Annotated in this window: 22 protein-coding genes; 11 read left to right on the top strand and 11 right to left on the bottom strand. The window is 67.1% G+C overall.

Annotation, left to right across the window (positions count from 1 at the left end; genetic code table 11):
- Positions 1-92 precede the first annotated feature (92 nt).
- A complete protein-coding gene (locus SNOUR_RS24270; protein WP_003983763.1) occupies positions 93-356 on the bottom strand; it encodes a WhiB family transcriptional regulator in 264 nt (87 codons plus the stop codon).
- 716 nt (positions 357-1,072) lie between these two features.
- Between SNOUR_RS24270 and SNOUR_RS24265 the strand changes: the two genes are divergently transcribed.
- The 3 genes from SNOUR_RS24265 to SNOUR_RS24255 all read left to right on the top strand — a co-directional run bounded on the left by SNOUR_RS24265 (position 1,073) and on the right by SNOUR_RS24255 (position 4,011).
- A complete protein-coding gene (locus tag SNOUR_RS24265) occupies positions 1,073-1,618 on the top strand; it encodes a cysteine dioxygenase (RefSeq protein WP_067350833.1) in 546 nt (181 codons plus the stop codon).
- A 66-nt stretch (positions 1,619-1,684) separates the two neighbouring features.
- Positions 1,685-2,644, top strand: coding sequence for a 2-phospho-L-lactate transferase (cofD, locus tag SNOUR_RS24260; protein ID WP_067350829.1), 960 nt, complete (start codon positions 1,685-1,687; stop codon positions 2,642-2,644).
- Positions 2,641-4,011, top strand: coding sequence for a coenzyme F420-0:L-glutamate ligase (locus SNOUR_RS24255; RefSeq protein ID WP_067350827.1), 1,371 nt, complete (start codon positions 2,641-2,643; stop codon positions 4,009-4,011). The genes cofD and SNOUR_RS24255 overlap by 4 nt, the downstream gene beginning before the upstream one ends.
- 54 nt (positions 4,012-4,065) lie before the next feature.
- Here SNOUR_RS24255 and SNOUR_RS24250 read toward each other — a convergent pair whose 3' ends face one another.
- The 3 genes from SNOUR_RS24250 to SNOUR_RS24240 all read right to left on the bottom strand — a co-directional run bounded on the left by SNOUR_RS24250 (position 4,066) and on the right by SNOUR_RS24240 (position 7,947).
- Positions 4,066-4,971, bottom strand: coding sequence for a DNA-3-methyladenine glycosylase family protein (locus tag SNOUR_RS24250; protein WP_067350825.1), 906 nt, complete (start codon positions 4,969-4,971; stop codon positions 4,066-4,068).
- An 85-nt stretch (positions 4,972-5,056) separates the two neighbouring features.
- Positions 5,057-6,139, bottom strand: a complete 1,083-nt coding sequence (gene manB, locus SNOUR_RS24245; RefSeq protein WP_039635872.1) for a mannose-1-phosphate guanylyltransferase — start codon at positions 6,137-6,139, stop codon at positions 5,057-5,059.
- Positions 6,140-6,468: 329 nt separating this feature from the next.
- Positions 6,469-7,947 (bottom strand): peptidoglycan recognition protein family protein, encoded by a 1,479-nt coding sequence (locus tag SNOUR_RS24240; protein ID WP_067350823.1) that lies wholly within the window; start codon positions 7,945-7,947, stop codon positions 6,469-6,471.
- Positions 7,948-8,075: 128 nt separating this feature from the next.
- Between SNOUR_RS24240 and SNOUR_RS24235 the strand changes: the two genes are divergently transcribed.
- Positions 8,076-8,834, top strand: a complete 759-nt coding sequence (locus SNOUR_RS24235; protein WP_067350820.1) for a TIGR03089 family protein — start codon at positions 8,076-8,078, stop codon at positions 8,832-8,834.
- Positions 8,835-9,030: 196 nt separating this feature from the next.
- On the opposite strand, the gene SNOUR_RS24230 is transcribed toward SNOUR_RS24235, so the two are convergent.
- The 7 genes from SNOUR_RS24230 to SNOUR_RS46330 form a co-directional block, all read right to left on the bottom strand.
- Positions 9,031-9,351: a hypothetical protein gene (locus SNOUR_RS24230; RefSeq protein ID WP_159425916.1), complete on the bottom strand. Its 321-nt coding sequence runs from the start codon at positions 9,349-9,351 to the stop codon at positions 9,031-9,033.
- A complete protein-coding gene (cas1, locus tag SNOUR_RS24225; RefSeq protein WP_159425915.1) occupies positions 9,339-10,397 on the bottom strand; it encodes a CRISPR-associated endonuclease Cas1 in 1,059 nt (352 codons plus the stop codon). The genes SNOUR_RS24230 and cas1 overlap by 13 nt, the downstream gene beginning before the upstream one ends.
- Positions 10,398-11,046: 649 nt before the next feature.
- Positions 11,047-11,208 carry a hypothetical protein gene (locus tag SNOUR_RS46345; protein WP_159425914.1) on the bottom strand — a complete coding sequence of 54 codons (162 nt, stop codon included), beginning with the start codon at positions 11,206-11,208 and terminating at the stop codon, positions 11,047-11,049.
- Complete coding sequence (locus SNOUR_RS46340) at positions 11,201-11,461, bottom strand: hypothetical protein (protein ID WP_159425913.1); 261 nt, start codon at positions 11,459-11,461, stop codon at positions 11,201-11,203. Before SNOUR_RS46340 ends, SNOUR_RS46345 begins: the two co-directional genes overlap by 8 nt.
- Positions 11,462-11,696: 235 nt before the next feature.
- Positions 11,697-12,122, bottom strand: coding sequence for a hypothetical protein (locus tag SNOUR_RS46335; protein WP_159425912.1), 426 nt, complete (start codon positions 12,120-12,122; stop codon positions 11,697-11,699).
- A complete protein-coding gene (locus SNOUR_RS24215; RefSeq protein WP_067350800.1) occupies positions 12,119-12,775 on the bottom strand; it encodes an Asp23/Gls24 family envelope stress response protein in 657 nt (218 codons plus the stop codon). Before SNOUR_RS24215 ends, SNOUR_RS46335 begins: the two co-directional genes overlap by 4 nt.
- Positions 12,768-13,073 (bottom strand): hypothetical protein, encoded by a 306-nt coding sequence (locus tag SNOUR_RS46330; protein ID WP_159425911.1) that lies wholly within the window; start codon positions 13,071-13,073, stop codon positions 12,768-12,770. Before SNOUR_RS46330 ends, SNOUR_RS24215 begins: the two co-directional genes overlap by 8 nt.
- Before the next feature lie 174 nt (positions 13,074-13,247).
- On the opposite strand from SNOUR_RS46330, the gene SNOUR_RS24210 reads away from it, so the two are divergent.
- From SNOUR_RS24210 to SNOUR_RS46315, 7 genes are all read left to right on the top strand, one after another.
- The gene (locus SNOUR_RS24210) at positions 13,248-13,670 is read left to right on the top strand and encodes a hypothetical protein (protein WP_159425910.1); all 423 of its coding nucleotides are present in this window, start codon (positions 13,248-13,250) and stop codon (positions 13,668-13,670) included.
- Positions 13,642-14,355, top strand: coding sequence for an ATP-binding protein (locus tag SNOUR_RS45470; protein ID WP_312633479.1), 714 nt, complete (start codon positions 13,642-13,644; stop codon positions 14,353-14,355). The genes SNOUR_RS24210 and SNOUR_RS45470 overlap by 29 nt, the downstream gene beginning before the upstream one ends.
- A 250-nt stretch (positions 14,356-14,605) precedes the next feature.
- Positions 14,606-15,724, top strand: a complete 1,119-nt coding sequence (locus SNOUR_RS24205) for a hypothetical protein (protein WP_067350794.1) — start codon at positions 14,606-14,608, stop codon at positions 15,722-15,724.
- Positions 15,725-16,158: 434 nt separating this feature from the next.
- Entirely contained in the window at positions 16,159-16,308 is a 150-nt protein-coding gene (locus tag SNOUR_RS46325; RefSeq protein WP_159425908.1) for a hypothetical protein, read from the top strand.
- Complete coding sequence (locus SNOUR_RS46320) at positions 16,301-16,984, top strand: hypothetical protein (protein ID WP_159425907.1); 684 nt, start codon at positions 16,301-16,303, stop codon at positions 16,982-16,984. The genes SNOUR_RS46325 and SNOUR_RS46320 overlap by 8 nt, the downstream gene beginning before the upstream one ends.
- Positions 16,985-18,242: 1,258 nt before the next feature.
- Positions 18,243-18,674 (top strand): hypothetical protein, encoded by a 432-nt coding sequence (locus SNOUR_RS24190; RefSeq protein ID WP_159425906.1) that lies wholly within the window; start codon positions 18,243-18,245, stop codon positions 18,672-18,674.
- A gap of 71 nt (positions 18,675-18,745) precedes the next feature.
- Positions 18,746-19,204 (top strand): hypothetical protein, encoded by a 459-nt coding sequence (locus tag SNOUR_RS46315; protein WP_159425905.1) that lies wholly within the window; start codon positions 18,746-18,748, stop codon positions 19,202-19,204.
- Positions 19,205-19,270: the final 66 nt, after the last annotated feature.

The raw sequence follows: 19,270 nt of genomic DNA, 5'->3' as shown, positions 1-19,270 counted from the left end.
TTCGCTATAGGGGGATATGGGGAGTTGGGGTGGTGCGGCGGCGCGCTCGGTGCCACCGCGGGGGGCTGGTGCGGGAGGCTGGCCGGTCACGGTCAGACAGCGGCCTTCTTGAGTCGGCGCCGCTCGCGTTCGGACAGACCGCCCCAAATACCGAAGCGCTCGTCGTTGGCGAGGGCGTATTCGAGGCACTCGGAGCGGACTTCGCAGGCGAGGCAGACCTTCTTGGCCTCGCGGGTGGAGCCACCCTTCTCCGGGAAGAAGGACTCGGGGTCGGTCTGGGCGCACAGTGCGCGCTCCTGCCAGCCGAGCTCCTCGTCCGCCTCCTCGACCAGCAATTCCTGGAACAGCTCGGTCATGTGCGCCCCTCGTCTGTCTTTACGTCCCCGTGATCAAGCCGTGATCGAATCCGGCTGAACGACACGAGTGAAATTACAAGTGTGCTGATCCGGGCCAGTCAAGCCGAGATCTGCTATTGGGCCTCTTATTCACTCTGCGGAACCAAGCGTATGCGGAAAGTGTTCAAATCATCCAAAACCAGGACACTTCCTCGGGCCGTTGACCCGCGGCTCTGTTCTCAGTGGGTGAGACGTCAACTCATGGGTTCCGCGTTGCACCGCACGCACCGGAGCGGGGAAGATCACAGCCGGATCACAGGACCGCAACGGCGGCCCCGGGTGCGACTGATGACCGCTTCTCCCCGCCGTGGGCTGCACAAACCTTTCTCCGGACGGGGTAACCGGATGAGGTGAACGACGCCCGCCACATCGCTCCCCGTTTGACAGCGCACCGCCGCCCCGTGTCTCCTTGACCGCATGCCAGCGACCTCCGCGCACCGACTGACCCGTTCCTACGGGTCGCTCTGCGCTGTGCAGGCCCGCTGTCGCTGTTCCAGCTGTCGCAGCCACTGAGCTCCAGCCCCCCGCGCTCGTCGCACCCCACCAGCGCTCCGCTCCACCGCGACCACCGCGCCGCGCCCCCACGAGGAACGGCCCGCGCCGTGCCGCACCCCTTTTCCCGGCCACCGCCGGGAGGGACCCCCGCGCGCCACCCGCACTTCCGCCGAGGAACCCGCATGAACAGCGACGTCCAGATCGCCGGCGACCCGCTCGCCATCCCCCACCTGCTGCCGCCCGTCCCCGCCCACCCCACCACCGTCGCCGGCTTCGTCGGCCTGGCCCGCTCGATCGCCGCCGACCGCGCCGCCTGGGCCCCGCTGGTCCGCTACGACGCCACCACCCGCTGGTACCACCGCCTGTGCACCGGGCCCGGCTACGAGGTGTGGCTGTTGAGCTGGGTCCCCGGACAGGGCAGCGGCCGGCACGACCACGGCCCCTCCTCGGGCGTACTGACCGTCCTGGAAGGCGAGTTGACCGAACACGCCGCGGGCGGGCCGCGCACCCTGGCCGCCGGCGCCCAGCGGGTGTTCGCCCCCGGCTACGCCCACGAGGTCGTCAACGACGCACTGGCGCCGGCCATCAGCCTGCACGTGTACTTCCCCGGCCTGACCGAGATGCCGATGCTCCCGCAGGCCCAGCTGGTCGCCGACTCCCCACTCCGTTCGAGCGGGGGGACTCCCACGGCCGGGGCCACCGCCCCCCAGGGATCGGCCTGCGGCTGATAGCCCGCCCGTCCGCCCGGCCACCGCCCCTCAAGGATTCAGCCTGCGGCTGACAGACTGAGGGGCATGCGCATTGTGGTTCTGGCCGGCGGTATCGGCGGCGCCCGCTTTCTGCGGGGACTGAAGGCAGCGGCTCCGGACGCGGACATCACCGTCATCGGCAACACCGGTGACGACATCCATCTGTTCGGGCTGAAGGTGTGTCCCGACCTCGACACCGTGATGTACACGCTCGGCGGCGGCATCAACGAGGACCAGGGCTGGGGCCGGACGGACGAGACGTTCCGGGTGAAGGAGGAACTGGCCGCGTACGGCGTCGGGCCGGAGTGGTTCGGGCTGGGCGACCGGGACTTCGCCACCCACATCGTCCGGACCCAGATGCTGGGTGCCGGCTATCCCCTGAGCGCCGTCACCGAGGCGCTGTGCGACCGCTGGCAGCCCGGCGTGCGGCTGCTGCCGATGTCCGACGACCGGGTCGAGACGCACGTCGCCGTCGAGGACGAGAGCGGCGAGCGCAAGGCGGTGCACTTCCAGGAGTACTGGGTGCGGCTGCGGGCCTCGGTGCCGGCGCTGGCCGTGGTACCGGTCGGCGCCGAGCAGGCCAAGCCGGCGCCCGGCGTGCTGGAGGCCCTCGCCGCGGCCGACGTGATCCTCTTCCCGCCGTCCAACCCGGTCGTCAGCGTCGGCACGATCCTGGCCGTGCCGGGCATCCGGGAGGCCGTCGCGGAGGCCGCGGCGCCGGTGGTCGGGCTCTCGCCGATCGTCGGGGACGCCCCGGTACGCGGGATGGCCGACAAGGTGCTGGAGGCGGTCGGCGTGGAGTCCACCGCGGCGGCGGTGGCCCGGCACTACGGGGCGGGCCTGCTGGACGGCTGGCTGGTGGACGACGTGGACGCGGGCGCGGTGGCCGACGTCGAGGCGGCGGGGATCCGCTGCCGGGCGGTGCCGCTGATGATGACGGACGTGGACGCGACCGCGGCGATGGCCCGCGAGGCGCTGGCGCTGGCCGAGGAGGTGCGGGCATGACCGGGTCGGAGGCACCCGGGTACCGGGTGTGGGCGCTGCCGGGCATCCCCGAGGTGCGGACCGGCGACGACCTCGTCAAGCTGATCGCGGCCGCGGCGACCGCCGACGGGGCACCCCAACTGGCCGACGGCGATGTGGTGTTGGTCACCTCGAAGATCGTCAGCAAGGCGGAGGGCCGGATCGTCGAGGCGGCCGACCGCGAGGCGGCCATCGACACCGAGACGGTGCGGGTGGTGGCCCGCCGCGGCACCCTGCGGATCGTGCAGGACCACCGGGGCCTGGTGATGGCCGCGGCCGGCGTGGACGCCTCCAACACCCCCTCGGGCACGATCCTGTTGCTGCCCGAGGACCCGGACGCCTCGGCCCGCGCGCTGCGCGCCGGGCTGCGCGAGACGCTCGGCGTCGACGTCGGCGTGGTCATCACCGACACCTTCGGGCGCCCGTGGCGCAGTGGCCTGACCGACGTCGCCATCGGGGCGGCCGGGGTACGGGTGCTGGACGACCTGCGCGGCGGCACCGACGCGTACGGCAATCCGCTGGTCGCCACCGTCGTGGCCACCGCGGACGAACTCGCCGCCGCGGGCGACCTGGTGAAGGGCAAGGCGACCGGGCTGCCGGTGGCGGTGGTGCGCGGGCTGCGGCACGTCGTGACGTCTGCGTCCGCACGGGCGGGAGCCGACGGGCCCGGGAACGGGGACGGCGACGCGGACCCCGGGGCGCGGGCGCTGGTGCGCAACGCCGCGGACGACATGTTCCGGCTGGGCACCTCCGAGGCCGTGCGGGAGGCGGTGACGCTGCGGCGCACCGTCCGGGAGTTCACCGACGACCCGGTGGACCCGGGCGCGGTGCGCCGCGCGGTGGCCGCGGCGCTGACCGCGCCGGCGCCGCACCACACCACGCCGTGGCGGTTCGTCCTGCTGGAGTCGGCGCGGTCCCGGACCCGGCTGCTGGACGCGATGCGGGACGCCTGGGTGGCCGACCTGCGGGCGGACGGCAGGTCGGAGGAGGCCATCGCCAAGCGGGTGCGGCGCGGCGACGTGCTGCGCAACGCGCCGTACCTGGCGGTGCCGTGCATGGTGCTGGACGGCGCGCACGCCTACCCGGACGCCCGGCGGGCCGCCGCCGAGCGCGAGATGTTCGTCGTCGCGCACGGCGCGGGCATCGAGAACTTCCTGGTGGCGCTGGCCGGCGAGCGGCTGGGGTCGGCGTGGATCTCCTCGACGATGTTCTGCCGGGACGTGGTCCGCGAGGTGCTGGAACTGCCCGCGGAGTGGGAGCCGATGGGGGCGGTGGCCATCGGACGGCCGGCGTCGGCGCCGCGGGAGCGGCCGGCGCGCCTCGTGGACGACTTCGTCCGCGTCCGCTGACGGATCCCCGGTCGCATCGTCGGCCGGCGCCCACGGTGGGCGGCGCCGCCCGGTTCACAGCCGGGCGATGTCGCCCACCGGGAAGCGCGGGGCGCGGCGCGGCGGGACCAGGCCGGAGAGCAGGATCAGCCGGGCCGCGCGGTGCCGCTGTCCCGCGTAGGGCGCCAGGAGCTGGAGCATCTCCTCGTCGGTCGTGCCGCGCCGGCCGGTGAGCGCATAGCCGATGATCTTCGGCAGGTGCAGATCGCCGACGGTGATCGCGTCGGGGGCGCCCAGGGCACGCTGGAGGGTCTCGGCGGCCGTCCAGGGGCCGATGCCCGGGATCGCGGTCAGCCGGCGGGTGGCGTCGCCGAGGTCCATCCCGGCGGCCTCCTCCATCCGGGCCGCCGCCCGCACCGCGCGCAGGATCGTCGACGACCGCTTGGCGTCGACGCCGGCGCGGTGCCACTCCCAGGACGGGATCAGCGCCCAGCCGCGCGGCTCGGGCATCACCCGCAGCCGGTCCCAGGGGCCGGGCGCGGGCGTGCCGTGCCGTTGGAGCAGCAGCCGCCAGGCGCGGTACGCCTCGTCGCTGGTGACCTTCTGCTCCAGGATCGAGGGGATCAGCGACTCCAGGACGAGTCCGGTGCGGGCGAGCCGGACACCGGGGTGGCGGCGGCGCGCCTCGTGGACGACGCGGTGCCGGGCGGTCAGCGCCGCCGGGTCGTCGGACTCCCCCAGCAGCTCCGGCAGCCGCTCCAGCAGCCACGGGGCGCCCGGGCCCCAGGCCGTCGCCGCGACGTGGCCCTCGGCGGCGCGGGCCGCCAGGCACAGGGTGCCGGGGCCCTCCGGCGTGCGGCAGGCCCGCCAGATCTCGTCGCCGCGCACCGCGAACGCCGGGTCGCCCGGACCGCGGCGCAGCACCCCGAGGGTGCGGTGCAGGTCGTAGGGGCCGGGCGGAACCCAGGTGCGGGCGGGCATGCGGCCAGGTTAGGCGATGCGGTCGGGCCGGAGGGGGCGCGGCCGCGGACCTGCGGGAGCGTCCCGCGGGCCCGGCCGCCGGCCGTTACTGGTCGGAGGAGAAGCGGACCGCGCCCGCGGGGATGTCGGCGCCGCACCAGATGCGGATGCCGCCGCGCAGTTCGTTGTCGGCGCCGACCACCGCGCCGTCGCCGATCACCGCGCCGTCCAGCACCGTGCGGGCCCCGATCCGGGCGCCGGCGCCGATCAGCGAGTCGCGGACCACGGCTCCGGGTTCGATCACCGCGCCGTCGAGGACCGTGCTGCCGTCGACCTGGGCGCCGGCGCCGACCCGGGCCGCGGGGCCGACGACGGTGCCGCCGCCGAGCTTGGCGTCCGGGGCGACCTCGGCGCCGTCCAGGACGAGGCGGTCGCCGCGGCGGCCGGGGACGGCCGGGGACGGGGCGCGGCCCTGGACCAGGTCGGCGGAGCCGCGGACGAACGCCTGCGGGGTGCCGAGGTCGAGCCAGTAGGTGGAGTCGACCATGCCCTGGAGGTGCGCGCCGTCGGCGAGCAGGCCGGGGAAGGTCTCGCGTTCGACGGAGACCGGGCGGCCGGCGGGGATGGTGTCGATGACCGACCGGTTGAAGACGTAGGCGCCGGCGTTGATCTGGTCGGTGACGATCTCCTCGGGGGTCTGTGGCTTCTCCAGGAAGGCGGTGACCCGGCCGGTGTCGTCGGTGGGGACGAGCCCGAAGGCGCGCGGGTCCTCGACCCGGGTGAGGTGCAGCGAGACGTCGGCGCCGCTGGTGCGGTGGGTGTCGACCAGGGCGCGGATGTCCAGGCCGGTGAGGATGTCGCCGTTGAAGATCAGCACCGGGTCGTCGGGGCCCGAGTGCAGCCGGGAGGCGACGTTGCGGATGGCGCCGCCGGTGCCCAGCGGCTCGACCTCGGTGACGTATTCCAGGTGCAGGCCGAGCGCGGAACCGTCGCCGAAGTACGGCTCGAAGACCTCGGCGAGGTAGGACGTGGCCAGGACGATGTGCTCGACGCCGGCGGCGCGGGCGCGGGCCAGCTGATGGGTCAGGAAGGGCACGCCGGCGGCCGGGACCATGGGCTTGGGCGTGTGCACCGTCAGCGGGCGCAGTCGGGTGCCCTTGCCGCCGACCAGGAGGATCGCTTCAGTCACTGTGTCCTCTGTGTTCGCTTCTCCGCCCCGCAGCACAGCGGTGCGGCATCGTCGTCGACTGCGGCCCGGCGGCTGCACGTGCGACGCTCACGGGTCTTGTCTGCTTCCTGCTGGGGTCGGCCGGTCGGCGGACCAGTGTAGGCAGATGGTGCGTCGGTCTCCTTCGGTGGGACGCCGGGACGAAACGGGACGGGGTGGGTCTTGGTGGCGGGGTGGCGGGTGGTATCGCGGACTGTAGGACGTACGGAACTAGGGATCGGCTTAGTGTCCGGAGCGTCTGCCGCGCAACGGTGGGGTGAGATGTTTCACGGCGGCCCGCGGGGATCGGCTCAACGGCCCTGGAGGCGGGCCGCCGCCTGCCGCACCGCGGGCAGGTCGGCGTACAGGAGGGCGCCCGGGCATTCCGTCTTGAAGCCGTCGCGGTGGCCGGAGATGACGTGTTGTCGGACGGTCAGGCCCTTCCGGTAGAGGTTGCCGCCGGTGGAGATCATCGGGGTCCGGGCGCGCGGATCGGTGCCGGAGAGGCCGAGCTTCCAGGCCGCGAGGCGGCCCAGTGCCTGGACGGCGGGGCGCGACGGCGCGGTCTTGCCGAAGGAGCCGAGCAGGGCGATGCCGGTGCTGTCGTTGTTGAAGCCGAGGGTGTGGGCGCCGAGTACGGATTTGGCGACGCCGCCGGCGCGGCCCTCGTAGATGGTGCCGCACTTGTCGATCAGGAAGTTGTAGCCGATGTCCCGCCAGTGGCTGCTTCTGACGTGGTAGCGGTACAAGCCGCGGATCACCGAAGGGGCCTGTGCGCAGGTGTAGTTGTTGCCGGTGGCGCTGTGGTGGACGAAGACGGCGCGGACGGCGTGGGTGTAGACGAAGCGGTTCTCGCGGAGCCTCTCGTCGGCGCCCCAGCCGGCCCGGGTGACGATGCGCGGGCGGGCACCGATGTGCACCGGGCCGCCGGCGGGGCCGCCGGCGACGGTGACGTCGGCCTGGGTCGCGGCCTGGTCGGCGGCGGGGATCTCGGTGGCGCCGGCCGGCGCGAGGGGCGCGTTGGCGGCGGAGCTGGCGGCCTCGGGGGTGCCGGGCGGGCCGCCGCCGCGCACGGCGGGGGTCTCCGGGCCGGGGTCGACGAGTTCCAGGCGGAGGCCGTGCGGGAGCACGCTGGGGGCGCGGTGCGGGTCGGCGGGGGTGAGGCGCAGTTGGACGGCGTCGCTGGCGCCGACCCACAGGGGCGCCGTGCTGCCGCGTGCGGCGCCGCCGCGGCCCTCCCCGGCGCCGAGGTCGGGGGCGTCGTCGCTGTCGGTCTGGATGTCCTGCCAGCCGGACCACCGGCCGCTGCCGCGGGCCCGGGTACGGATCTGGACCCGGCCGCGGAGGGGGACCGCGGCGTCGTCCCAGACGACGCCGACGAGGGAGAACGGCCGGACCGTGCGGGGCGCCAGTTCGCGGACGGCCTGCGTCTGTGGCGGGGCGGTGTCCTGGACGGGGCCGCGCCGGGCGGTCGGGGCGAGGCTCGGCAGGGGCAGGGACTGGGTGGCGCCCGGCAGGTCGGGGGTGCTCGCCGTGCCGGGCCCGGCGGCACCGCGCGCGGCAGCAGAGCGCGCGACGGCAGAGCGCGCGGCAGCAGGGCGCGCGGCAGCAGAGCGCGCGGCAGCAGAGCGCGCGGCAGCAGGGCGCGCGGCGACAGCCGCTCCGGTGGAGCCGGTGCTGGCACCGGACGCTCCGGTGGAGCCGGTGCTGGCCGCGGAGACCGGGGCGAGGGGCAGGGCGAGGGCGGCCGTGCACGCGGCGCCGAGGCAGGTCGCGAGAAAAGGGCGCATAGGGAAATCCTGGACACGGCCCGGAGCGGCCCGCCAACGCTGGTCTGACGGGGCATCGGCCGAACCGGTGGCCGGCGCGGACCGTACCCGACTGACCGTCAGTGGCCCGCGCGCGTACTCTGGCCGCGATGAACGCCACCGACCGCACCCCCGCCGACCTGCTGGGTTCCGCGCTCGCCGCGGACCCGGGCCGCCCCCTGGTGACCTTCTACGACGACGCCACCGGCGAGCGCGTGGAACTCTCCGTCGCGACCTTCGCCAATTGGGTGGCGAAGACCGCCAACTACCTCCAGGGCGACCTGGCCGCCGAGCCCGGCGACCGGCTCGCGCTGCTGCTGCCCGCGCACTGGCAGACCGCCGTCTGGCTGGTGGCCTGTTCCTCGGTGGGCGTGGTCGCGGAGGTGGGCGGTGATCCGGCCGCGGCCGATCTCGTCGTCAGCGGCCCGGATTCCCTCGACGCGGCACGGGCCTGCTCCGGGGAGCGGGTGGCGTTGGCGCTGCGCCCGTTGGGCGGCCGGTTCCCGCAGCCGCCGGCCGGCTTCGCGGACTACGCCGTCGAGGTGCCGGGCCAGGGCGACCGGTTCGCGCCGTTCGTCCCGGTGGATCCGGGCGCGCCGGCGCTGGCGGTCGGCGGCGAGGAGCTGACCGGCGCCGGGATCGGCGAGCGGGCGCTGGCGGATGCCGCGGCCGCGGGGCTGCCGCCGGCGCCGCGGGTGCTGTCGGGGCTCGGCTACGACACCTGGCGGGGCCTGTCGCTGGGGCTGTACGCGCCGTTGGCGGCGGGCGGCTCGGTGGTGCTGTGCCGGCATCAGGACCGGCTGGACGGGGACGCGCTGGCCGCCCGGGAGGCCACCGAGAAGGTCACCTTCACCGTGCCACGCTCCTGAGACGGCCGAGGCCCTGAGGCGTCCGGGACGGGCCCGGAGGGCGCCTGCTCCCCCGTCCGGCGGAGGGGGAGTAGTGATAGACCCTGCTGAACCCGTCCTTCATGTAACCATCCGTGGCTCTGTGTAGCCATGGGTGGGCGGGCATGCGAACGGCCACCCTCCGTGACGTTGGAGGGTGGCCGTGGGGCTGGCGGGGTCAGGCGGTCAGTTCAACTCCGGTGAACGTGGTTGTCACGAGAGTCATGTTCGCAATTAGGGGCGGGACGTTGAATTGGGTGGTGACCCATTCTGCGTACGCCTCTCGGTCTTGTGAGGCGAAGTCTCCGAAGAGAAGGATCAAGCGTAGGTCATCACGGTCTATTGCGTGGTCGCTCATGACGATGTGGCACATGTAGTCAATGAGACCTGGAACGTTGAGGTCCGGCATTCCCTGTCCGGTGCACCAGTCTTTGAACTCGGTGCTGTTCTTGTCGGCCCATCCCGCGATCATCGCAATTGAGAACTCTAGTCCTTGCACTGGTTCCTCCGTTTTGCGTTCCGCCGTGTCAGGGGCGTTCGCTTTCCAACCGGGATATCGCACGATTCCCCAAGAATGTGCGCTACATCTTCAGCGGCTTCCGCAAGTGGTTGCCTGACTGCCTCTCGTGCCCGTTCGATGATTTCCCGGTCAAGCGGACTGCCTACTGTGCATTGCCCTTCTATTGTCTCGTAGAAGTCGCGGCGGGTGAACACCCTCTCTGAAACTACATTTAGAATCATTTGGTCTACATATGGGCGAGCAACTTCGACCAAATCCAGCGTCATACTGTGAGACCTGTTCTCTCCCTTCGGCCGGTGCAGCAACCCCATCTCCGTATCGAGTCCCAGGGCGTGACAGGCAAGCCGAGATTCCGCGTACCCAATGGAGTAGGCGAGATTCAGCATGGCGTTAAACGGGGTCACAGCCTTTCGGGGTGTCTTCCCGGTCGCCTGCAATGACGATGAACGCCGTTGGAACGTCTTCCAATGCTCGGGCACATCATCGCGGAAGTTCACTTTCGTGCCCCGCAGGCTTGCCCAGTAGTACCGGCTGGCTTTGGCTTCGATCGCGGAGATTTCCGAGAGGCTTTCAGCGTCGTGCAGCCGGATCAAACCGTCTTTGATCCGGGGGTGCTCGCTCACCTCGTACTGTCCTGTCAGCTTCCGGTCCATGATGTAGCGCATGGCCTTGGGGCTGCCCATGGCTTGGGCCTGGTGCAACCGGCCGTCGCCCCAGGGGTGTTCGGACGTCATGAGGACGTCCCCGGCCGGATCGAGCATGACGACGCTGATTCCGACATCCCGGCACCAGCGCATTGCATCAAGGGTCACGTAGCCGTCCACGGCCGTGACGATGATGCGTTCCACTCGCCGTTCAATGCGCGACAGCTTTTCTGTACGGCGGTGCGGGCCGAAGCCGTCATGGATGGCCAACTGTCCGCGTTCTACGGTGAGCTTTGCGCCGAAGCCTTCGACTATGAGGGTGGGGCCGATGGTGCGAGGGGCGAAGATTGCGGCCAGTTCGGGAATCTCAGCGTCCGTCATGCTCTCCATTTTAGTGACTCGCCCCCTATTTCTCTGGGTTTCTCCCAACCTGTGGACGCTTTTTGCCGTGCAGTCGTCGCCATATGCGCCGCAGCCGTCCGACTTTCACGGTCACGGTCTGGAAGGTGGCGTTCCCTTCCCCGTCGATGTGCGCCACCAGCTTCCCGCCGGCATCGTAGACGTGCAGTGAATCAAAGGCGCGTTGGGTCCCTTCACCCCAGGGCATCAGATCAGCCCCTCAAGTTGCGTGAAGAGAGTCGCCACAGGAGGGTTCGCACCGATGTCCGTGAGCCACACGAGATACAGCCGCGTCCCGGGAGGGATGGCAACCTTGTGGTACGGCTCGAATTCCCGCGTGGTGGCACTCGGCGCCCCGGAAATCATCACGCTGTCATTCCGCAATTCGAGTGTGGTGTTCGGTGGGATTCCGGTAGGGGGGCTGATAGCTATCCGGTAGAAGGATCGCGGGCGGTTGTCCGCCGGGAATTGGATTGCCCAGACTTGTTGGCCGGGAGCACCGAATGCGGTTCCGTCCACAAGTGAGCCTTGTTCGGTGATAGGCGAAAGATCAGACACGAAAATCCCTCATTATTGGTTCGGAAATGCGGAACGCCCCGACGCGGGGTCGGGGCGTTCATTGCGCACGTGCCTACCTGAGCATGGCGATTACCTGGGGGAGCATCGCTGCATACTGAGCGGGAATCGGTTGGCGTTCGGTTTTCCCTGTGACCGGATCGACGATTTCGACGCTGAATGTGTCGTCGGCTTCGCGGTACAACTCGGCCCGCAAGATAAGGGTTGCCTCAGCCATTGGTTTCTGCCTTGAACAGGACGCGGTGCCCTTCGGCGGTTTCGTCACGGCGCGTGGCGACGTGGTAAGCGAAGCGGGTGGAGCGGTTGACGTAGTGGAGTAGCTTCGCCAGCTCTTCGGCTTCGTCGGACGTCTTGAACTTGGCGGAGAGCCACACATCGTCTTTGGCGCTTGTGGCGATGCTCTCCAGCAGCCAGGAGGGAAGGACGGGGCCGGGGCGTCCACGCCCGGCCGGTACCTCGTTCTCCGGCACTGTCTCTATCGGAGTCTCAGACAGCATGATGTCCCCCATTCCGTTAGAACGGCTTACAGCCGTGTAATTCTAACTGACCAGTAGTCAGACTGTGTGTGAATAAACTGTGACCGGATGATCAAGGTTTCTTTTCAACTCATCGCATGCCGTAGACATATGACGGAAGCTCACTACGTAGCATTGCTGAACCCATCCTCTTAACATCGCTACACAGACAGGCATTCCCGACGCGGCGTCAGAGTTGCCATTCCCGACCAACGGGAACTTCGGCCACGTACATGAGTCCTGCGACGCGTTCGGCTTCACCCGATCCAGCCACGATGAGCGGCTGAGTGCCGAACAGGATGAGTTGGTTGTCCTGCCAGCGCATGACGTGTTCGGCTTCCTCCCCACGTTCGACGCCAACCAGCGATGATGGGTCGGTGGTCTGCGTGTACACGCGAAGTGTGCTGCGTGCGTCGAACGCGGCGGACACCAACTTGACCGACCACACGAATCCGGATTCCGGCGCATCGACGGTAACGGGGAGGGTTCCTGAGTAGGGGATGCGCTTGTATCGAACTCCACCCCGCCATGGGCCTAGTTGGTCGGTGAGTACCTGATTAAGTTCATCCTTCGTGAGGAAATCGACCTCGGCACCCGCCTTGATTCTGAACTTCATAGGTTGTCCTTTGCGAAGAAGACCAGTCCGATAATGAAGAACACGACGCCCACAGCGATGAACGCGACTTTCATGCGGTTGGTCCACCACCACGTAAGCAGGGTGCCTATCTCCGCGAAAGGCTGAGCAATCATCGCGAACGGCACGGCAATTGCCGATACCAAACCGCCTAGCCCGAAGTCGAAGAGCCCAGCATTCTGGGCCGTGCCCCCACCGCCGGCCCCGGCCCCTGGCGTGGCTCCGTCGGCGGGTGCATGACCCCCCAGGGCGCTCACCGTGGACCGCCAGGCCGCGTGTACCGTCTCAGCGCCCCGGCCGGAGTAGTAGGACTCCGCCGGGGCTTCAGCGGCCACCGCAGCTTGCTCTGCGGCCCTCTCGGGGTTGGACTGCCACAGGGACGCCGGTTGGGCTGCTGCACCGCGTTGGTAGGCGGACAGCATGTAGCGGGTCGCCCATGCGGGGTTCTGCGCCTGGGCGGCCGTGACCCCGGGATGGGCTGGCAGGTGGATTTGGAAGGGGCCGAAGGAGGTCCCGTTGTCGCCCACTGCATTGGGGTTCCAACTCGACTCCAGTCGGGAGCCCAGCAGCATGGATTCCCGAACGTGGGGGTCGCGGGTGGCGTCAAGGATCGCTTGAACGACGGAGTCAGCCAAAGTACTTGCTCCTACTCGGTGACTTAGGTTCCTTCTTTCGCTCTGGTTCGGCTTCGGCTTCGGCGGTTTCCTCGCTGGCTTCCTTGGCGCTTTCCTCGTTCTTCGGCGCTTCCGGAGCGGCGAATCCGAAAGCCTTTTTGAACGCTTCCGCGTTCCCTCGGAAAACTATGATCTCTTCCGATCCGGCCGCGTCTACTTGGTCGGCCATCTTTTCGGGTTCTGCTTCGCTCTGTTCTTGTTCTGCTTCTTCCATCAATCGCTTAAGAAGTGCTTTTTCTTCGGCGCTCAAACGTGCCATGGGTTTCCCTGCCTTTTCCGGGCGGTCGTGGGGCCGTGAGGCACCCTGTGTTTTCTCGCTCTGACCAGTGCAAACGCGGGTGCCGGCATGGGTGGGTGGGAACACGCCCGCCGTTTCCTGGAATTCGCTGGCATGCTTTGAGTGTAAGCACTCAGCGCCCGATCCGGGGGAGCCATGTCGATACCGCAAATTGAGTTCGATGTTCTCGAATCAGAGCCGACAGCAGCAAAGGAACCGAAGCCAGGAGAGAAGTCGAAGAAGGGGCGTGGTCGCCGGTCGAATGCGTCGATTGAGGCGGAGATTCGCGACCAATTGCAGGCGTTCATGCAGCTTGCCGCCCTCTTTTGGGGAACACGAGATGACGTATGCGCCGGAGTTCTCGGGCAACAGGCCCCGTTGATTGCGGAAGATCTCGCGGCGCTGGCCATGAAAAGTGAATGGGCGCGGAAGTACCTCACGCGGACCGCTGACATGGGCCGGGTAATCCCGCTGCTCATGCACGTCACCCCGATTCTCCAGGCGGTACGGATGCACCACATCACGGCACGTTTCGAGAACGGGGGTGACGATGCCCCCGGAACGAGTCCCCTGGTCTGAACTCGGGCCGGAATTCATCGGCTCATGGGGGTGGCCGGGCGGTAAGTGGGAGCCTGAGCATTTGGCCATCCTGGGACCGACAGGTTCCGGGAAGTCGTTTTTCATGACGCACATCATCGACCAACGGGCCAGACGAAGCGGCGCGAACGCGGTCATTATCGCGACGAAACCGGCGGACTCCACCATGACCCGACTCACCAGAACCGGTGAGTGGAAGATGCGTCGCACTTGGCCACCGTCCTACGGCGAAGAACGCATCATTTTCTGGCCCAAGGCGACGGGACTTGCTGAAGGGGTTCAGCAGCAACGCAAAGCCATCTATGACGTTCTCGCGGAAACCTGGAAACCGGATGCGAATACCATCGTGGCGTTCGATGAAATCGCGTACGTCGAACAGGATCTACGTTTGCAGCCCTTCATTACGAAGTACTGGAGAGAGGCACGGTCCCTTGGGATCACGATTGTCGCGACTACACAGCGACCCCGCTACGTATCGCGCTATATGCATTCAGAACCGACGTGGTCTGTCGCGTTCCTGCCCAGTGATGAGGACGAAGCAAAACGGGTAGCCGAGATTATCGGCGGACGGCGCAAGTTCACCGAAGTATTGATGTCTCTTGAGCCCCGAGAATTCCTCATCATTCATCGCAGAAAGCGGCTTGCGTATATTTCGCGGATCGCGTAGTACCCTGGGCCGCGGGGCCTTCCCCAAAAGCATTTTCCCGGGATTCCTCGGGGTTTCTCTTCGTTGTGTCGAACGGGGGTGAATATGCACACGCACTTTAGTGCCATGGCGGCGCTTGGCGCCTTTCTCGGAATCGTCGTGGTCGGCACCTTTTGGCGCCTCATTGCAGCCCACCTGACAGCGTCCAACAGTTCTTTCGCGAACCATCTTGGTAAGGCGATGGCTTTCCAGTATTGAAAGGATCATTCACATGCCCGCTGCCACTAATGGCGCCACTGGTGCGGCGCCTGGCGCCATGGCAAGTGCTACCGGCGGTGTTCCGTTCGTCGTCGGCTCCAACCACTACAGTGAACAGAACTTCCAATTCTCACTGGTTCAGGACTCTTCCGCTCACGAATACGTCCACAACATCACGCCCGGTGGGTTCCTGCGGGGCATCCGCATTCAGGTCAGCAACTCGGGTGGGGCCGGTAGCGCCAAGTACCACGAGGACGCACCATGGTCGATTATCCAGAGTATTTCCCTGGAGAACATCGACGGGTCTCCGATCAAGTACCCGATGAACGGGTTCTCGTGGTACTTGCAGAACAAGTACTGCGCCCCCTGGCACGGCGATCCGGCACGGGGGCCGCGAGCACAGAACCTCGGGCACTCCGGCGGCAATTTCTCCTTCGAGCTGCGTATGTTCCCTGAAATCCGTGACACCGCCGGAGTCTTGGCGAACACCGACGCGCGAGCGCAGTACCGCATTCGCATCACCATGGCGCCGGCATCCCAGGTCTACAGCACCGTTCCGGCGACCATGCCGATTACCACCGTCACGGGAGTGATGGAGGCGTGGGCGCAAACGGATACGGCGGACTTGCATGGCAACCCCATTCAGGCCCGGCCCGATGGGTTGGCGGTCGCCGCGATTACCCGGCACCAGATTCTCACGTTGAACGCTGCCGGGGCTGACAACACATTTCAGCTCACCAATACCGGCAATGAAGTGCGCTGCCTCATCATTGTGGCCCGTGACTCGAAGGGTGTCCGGCAGGATTATCTGTCGTCGCCGGTACGGTTCCGCCTCGATGACCGTTCCCTGTCCGTATTCTCCCCGACAACCATCGTCAATAAGATGACGGACTTCTATCCGTTCCTCGCGAATGGCACGAGCCACCGTGAGACAGGCGTGTACGTCATTCCGCGATTCCGGCGCCCGGGTGACCTTATCGGCGAATACTGGCTTGGTACGTCCAACGCTACGTATCTCGTGATCGAGTCCTCAACGCCGAATGACGCTGCGAACGTTCCCGGAACGGCTGAGTTCATCACGGATGAAGTCGTACCCGTCGCACCGGTTCCCGTCGAACTTGAGGGGGTGTGAGCATGCAATACCGACTCGGTATGAATCTCGGGGGTTCCTCCGACGATATCCCCAACAGTCAGCCGGTCAACAGTCCGAATTTTTCCCGGAAGGGAGGAGTCACCGCATGGCACCCGACCACGGTCTATCTCGTTCTTCTGGTCTTGGCGGAGTTCGGAACGTATGCCGTGCTCCGTCATGTTTTCCGCAATGCTCACGGGGGTTGATATCGCATGAGTAAGCACGTCGTCATTGCGTTCTTTGTCGGATGGCTGGCAGCCTTGCTGATCTCTCCAACCATTCTCCTGTCCGGTTTCAAGGGGCTCCGCAATGGAGTCTAGGTTCACGGCCGGTGTCGTGCTCGGGGCGGTCGCCTACGCGCTCCTGGCGGAGTTCTTCCGCCAGTTCTCGGCACGCCTGGTGATCGCTGAAGCCACAGACCTTTGCCGACAGTCATGGGCGACGTAATCGGCCTGGTGCTCATGGGCGTGGGCGCCATGCTGATTTGGATCGGCGTGCACGGCCACGAAGGAACCATGTCGGAAATGCTCGGCCAGTTCTTCAGCAAGGTGCAGTCCAGCGAAAAGGGGGGTGGCGGTGCCTAGCGAAAAGGTGCAGCAAGCCGCCCAAGTTGCCGCCAAAGTCGCACCGATCCCGGCCGTCAAGGCTGGAGCCATGGTGGTTGCAGCGAAGGGAGCCAAAGACCAGGCAAGCGGGAAGCCGCAGGGGAAGGCAAAGGGGGCCCCGGCACCGAAGGGGAAGGCAAAGGGCGGTAAGCGGCCTGGTGTTCCACTCCCCAAGGCAACGGGACGCTACCCGCAGGCGGTGAAGGCGGAGTTCCTTGCCGCTTTGATCATCATCGCTCTCTTTCCCCTGGTGGCTAAGAATTTCTCTCCCGTGGCGTGGCTGAAACGTCTTGTCGCGGTATGGCTGACGTTCGTACTCCTGATGCTGGCCTCAAAATTCGGAGCCAGGACGGGAAAGGTAGCGGCCGGTCTCGGCGGGTTGATTGTGCTCGGGTTGCTGGTCTACGGAGGGTCGGCCCGGGAAGGACTGTTGGTTTCCGGCGCCCTGGGGAAACTCGGCGAAGCTCTCCAATCCGGCGACGATACGAATGCGAAGAAGTCCAGCGACACCGCGACGCAAACACTGTTCTCCGGTGTGACGTGGCCAACCACCAACAGTGGCTTCGGGACTGGAATGGGAACTCAGGGAAACGGGGCCCCAGGAAACGGAAGTCAAGGAAATGGAACTCAGGGAAACGGGAGCGTGAGCACGTGAACAAGATCGTTGACATTCTTACCGGCGTGATCATCGTCGCCGGAATCATGGTCCTGGTCCGACCGGGATCACAGGGGCCCTCACTGGTCAACTCCGTTGGATCTTCGTTCTCTTCGATGATCAAGGCCGCGACGGGCGGGGGGTCGTGGTCGTGATGGGACACCGCAGCAGCACCCCGTTGCCGTACGCCCGGCCCCGCTACGACACAGCGACCCCGCGACGTGGCGACGCTTCCGGCGGACCGCCTGAGAGCGGCCGTATCCGGCGTGCCTGGAGCCGCATGGAGCGTGTCGGCGGTCCCGTGTTCGCCAACCCCTCAGGCGCCGTTGAGACGCGCCGCAGGGGGCCTTACTGGCGGGCCGGGAACTACCGACCGGCCGCCGATCCACTCAGGTGGACCGACTCTGGGCCCATCCGTGCAGAGCTGCACATGGACACGTACACCTGGCGCCGTTGGTCGGGCGGGTCGCACCAGGACCGGACAGGGCTCCACACCGGCACCCCCGTTGCCATGAAGGCCGCCAGGACGAAGGGCAGCAACAAGCCCAAGAACATGACCAGGCCCCGGCGCAACAGGCTCACGGAGCAGCGCTACCGGGGACAGACGTACTCGGCGACGACTCAGGTGATTGGGGGTCGTGATGGCTGAGGTGGATCGTGAGTTCTTCACCAAGGATGTCGGGCCATGGCCCATGTGGGTGTGGATTCTCGGCGGGGTCGCAGGCATGTACCTGTGGGAGCGGGTCAAGGGTTCGTCGAAGAAACCGGCTGGTCAGGGTATGCCGGCGGGGGCCGGGAAGCAGGGCCAGGCGGTGAACGACGGGACTACCCCGACGGCTCAGGCCCCGGCGGTGTTCCTACTGCCACAGGGCATGACGACGGACGACGCGACGCGGGTGCAGGGTGGCTGCACGGGGAACTCTGGCGTCAACTCCGGCAATCCGCCGGGGAGTTCGGGGGGTGCGGTCAAGGCGCGGCCGGGTAGCGGGGGGACTTCCGCATGAAAAAGTATCTGTTTCTGTTGCGTATTCGTCTCGCAATCCGCATTCATTCGCGTCGCGGAAAGACCAATAGTGCGGGACTTCCGCTAGATTTCCCCGCTATCGATCCGCGTTCCTCCATACAAAAGACGAATATGTAAACGCTGGCATGCGCCGCAAACATCTGCTTACAGTGCTCACCCACCCCGCGACACACGGAGGTCACATTGCCGCGCAAGGCGACGCAAAGCACCGACGTAACCACCACTGGACCGGAGGTGAAGCACTTCACCGACGAAGAGATAGCGAAAATCCGGGAAGCTGGATATGACTCCGTCGCATCACACGCCGCAAGTTTTGAGGAGTTCACCAGCTCCTACCCTGTGATCAGGGACAAGCGGGAACTGATTGCGGTCCCTTTCATCTCTCTTGAGTGGCATTTCCACGAGGGAGACAACGGGGAGTTTGTGTCGGCGGTCATCATGCGGCGGGACAACTCCCTTGCCGTTCTCAATGACGGTGGCTCCGGGATATACCGCCAGTACAAGGAACTGACCGAACGGATCGGACGCCAGCTTGGCCCGATCACCCACAATAACGGATTGAGCACGTCGGAATACTGGTTCAACTCCGACACCGGCGCTATCTCGCGTAAGCGGCCGGACGACGGTGGAGATTGGCGGAAGGCCACCACTTTCTATCTCACCTGATCTCGGAGATGGGTGGGGCACGCGACGGGGAGCGTGTGCCCCACCTTTCCCATAGCTGAAAGGGGCACCCGGTGGCCAGTCGCCGCGAATGGTCCGCTCTCAGCGACGGATACCGCTCACGGCTCGAACGAAAAGGCATCGACCGTGCGGCTTACGAATCCGGGGCGTCCCTCAAATCCGCAAGAGGTCACAAGGAGACACCCGAGCACCCACGCGACGCGGCCCGGCGGCCGGCCGATTTCACAGCCTACCGAGTACGCAACGCGAAGAATATCAACGTGCTCACCGACAATGGACTACGTCGGGTGCGACTCGACAAAGCCGACCGGAGCAAAGTCGCTCAGCATTGGAACGCCGCACGACTGTGGGCGAAGAAAGGTCAGTCCGAAAGGATCAATGCAATGGCGGGGGTCACTGTGCAAAATGTGGATACCGGGGAGAACATCCCACTTGCCGGAGCGAGCATGGACCTTTACGAACTTGCCCTCACTGGGCAAATGAACGTCGAATCCATTTACGTTGCCGCGTGAAGGGGGGAATCGTGCGCTACGAGGAACACCATATCGCGGGGCGCCGCAACTCGAACGCCACCGTTC

Source organism: Streptomyces noursei ATCC 11455 (assembly GCF_001704275.1).
GTDB classification, from domain to species: domain Bacteria; phylum Actinomycetota; class Actinomycetes; order Streptomycetales; family Streptomycetaceae; genus Streptomyces; species Streptomyces noursei.
This window is presented reverse-complemented; position numbering and strand designations above follow the sequence as displayed.

What these genes read in the sequence shown, in the direction of transcription:
- SNOUR_RS24205 (WP_067350794.1), top strand. Translation starts at nt 14,606, where the DNA reads ATGCCCGCTGCCACTAATGGCGCCACTGGTGCGGCGCCTGGCGCCATG.
- cofD (WP_067350829.1), top strand. Translation starts at nt 1,685, where the DNA reads ATGCGCATTGTGGTTCTGGCCGGCGGTATCGGCGGCGCCCGCTTTCTG.
- SNOUR_RS46330 (WP_159425911.1), bottom strand. Translation starts at nt 13,073, where the DNA reads ATGGCACGTTTGAGCGCCGAAGAAAAAGCACTTCTTAAGCGATTGATG.
- SNOUR_RS24265 (WP_067350833.1), top strand. Translation starts at nt 1,073, where the DNA reads ATGAACAGCGACGTCCAGATCGCCGGCGACCCGCTCGCCATCCCCCAC.
- SNOUR_RS24210 (WP_159425910.1), top strand. Translation starts at nt 13,248, where the DNA reads ATGTCGATACCGCAAATTGAGTTCGATGTTCTCGAATCAGAGCCGACA.
- SNOUR_RS24255 (WP_067350827.1), top strand. Translation starts at nt 2,641, where the DNA reads ATGACCGGGTCGGAGGCACCCGGGTACCGGGTGTGGGCGCTGCCGGGC.
- SNOUR_RS45470 (WP_312633479.1), top strand. Translation starts at nt 13,642, where the DNA reads ATGCCCCCGGAACGAGTCCCCTGGTCTGAACTCGGGCCGGAATTCATC.
- SNOUR_RS46335 (WP_159425912.1), bottom strand. Translation starts at nt 12,122, where the DNA reads ATGAAGTTCAGAATCAAGGCGGGTGCCGAGGTCGATTTCCTCACGAAG.
- cas1 (WP_159425915.1), bottom strand. Translation starts at nt 10,397, where the DNA reads ATGACGGACGCTGAGATTCCCGAACTGGCCGCAATCTTCGCCCCTCGC.
- SNOUR_RS24235 (WP_067350820.1), top strand. Translation starts at nt 8,076, where the DNA reads ATGAACGCCACCGACCGCACCCCCGCCGACCTGCTGGGTTCCGCGCTC.
- SNOUR_RS24270 (WP_003983763.1), bottom strand. Translation starts at nt 356, where the DNA reads ATGACCGAGCTGTTCCAGGAATTGCTGGTCGAGGAGGCGGACGAGGAG.
- SNOUR_RS24250 (WP_067350825.1), bottom strand. Translation starts at nt 4,971, where the DNA reads ATGCCCGCCCGCACCTGGGTTCCGCCCGGCCCCTACGACCTGCACCGC.
- SNOUR_RS24240 (WP_067350823.1), bottom strand. Translation starts at nt 7,947, where the DNA reads ATGCGCCCTTTTCTCGCGACCTGCCTCGGCGCCGCGTGCACGGCCGCC.
- SNOUR_RS46325 (WP_159425908.1), top strand. Translation starts at nt 16,159, where the DNA reads ATGGGCGACGTAATCGGCCTGGTGCTCATGGGCGTGGGCGCCATGCTG.
- SNOUR_RS46345 (WP_159425914.1), bottom strand. Translation starts at nt 11,208, where the DNA reads ATGGCTGAGGCAACCCTTATCTTGCGGGCCGAGTTGTACCGCGAAGCC.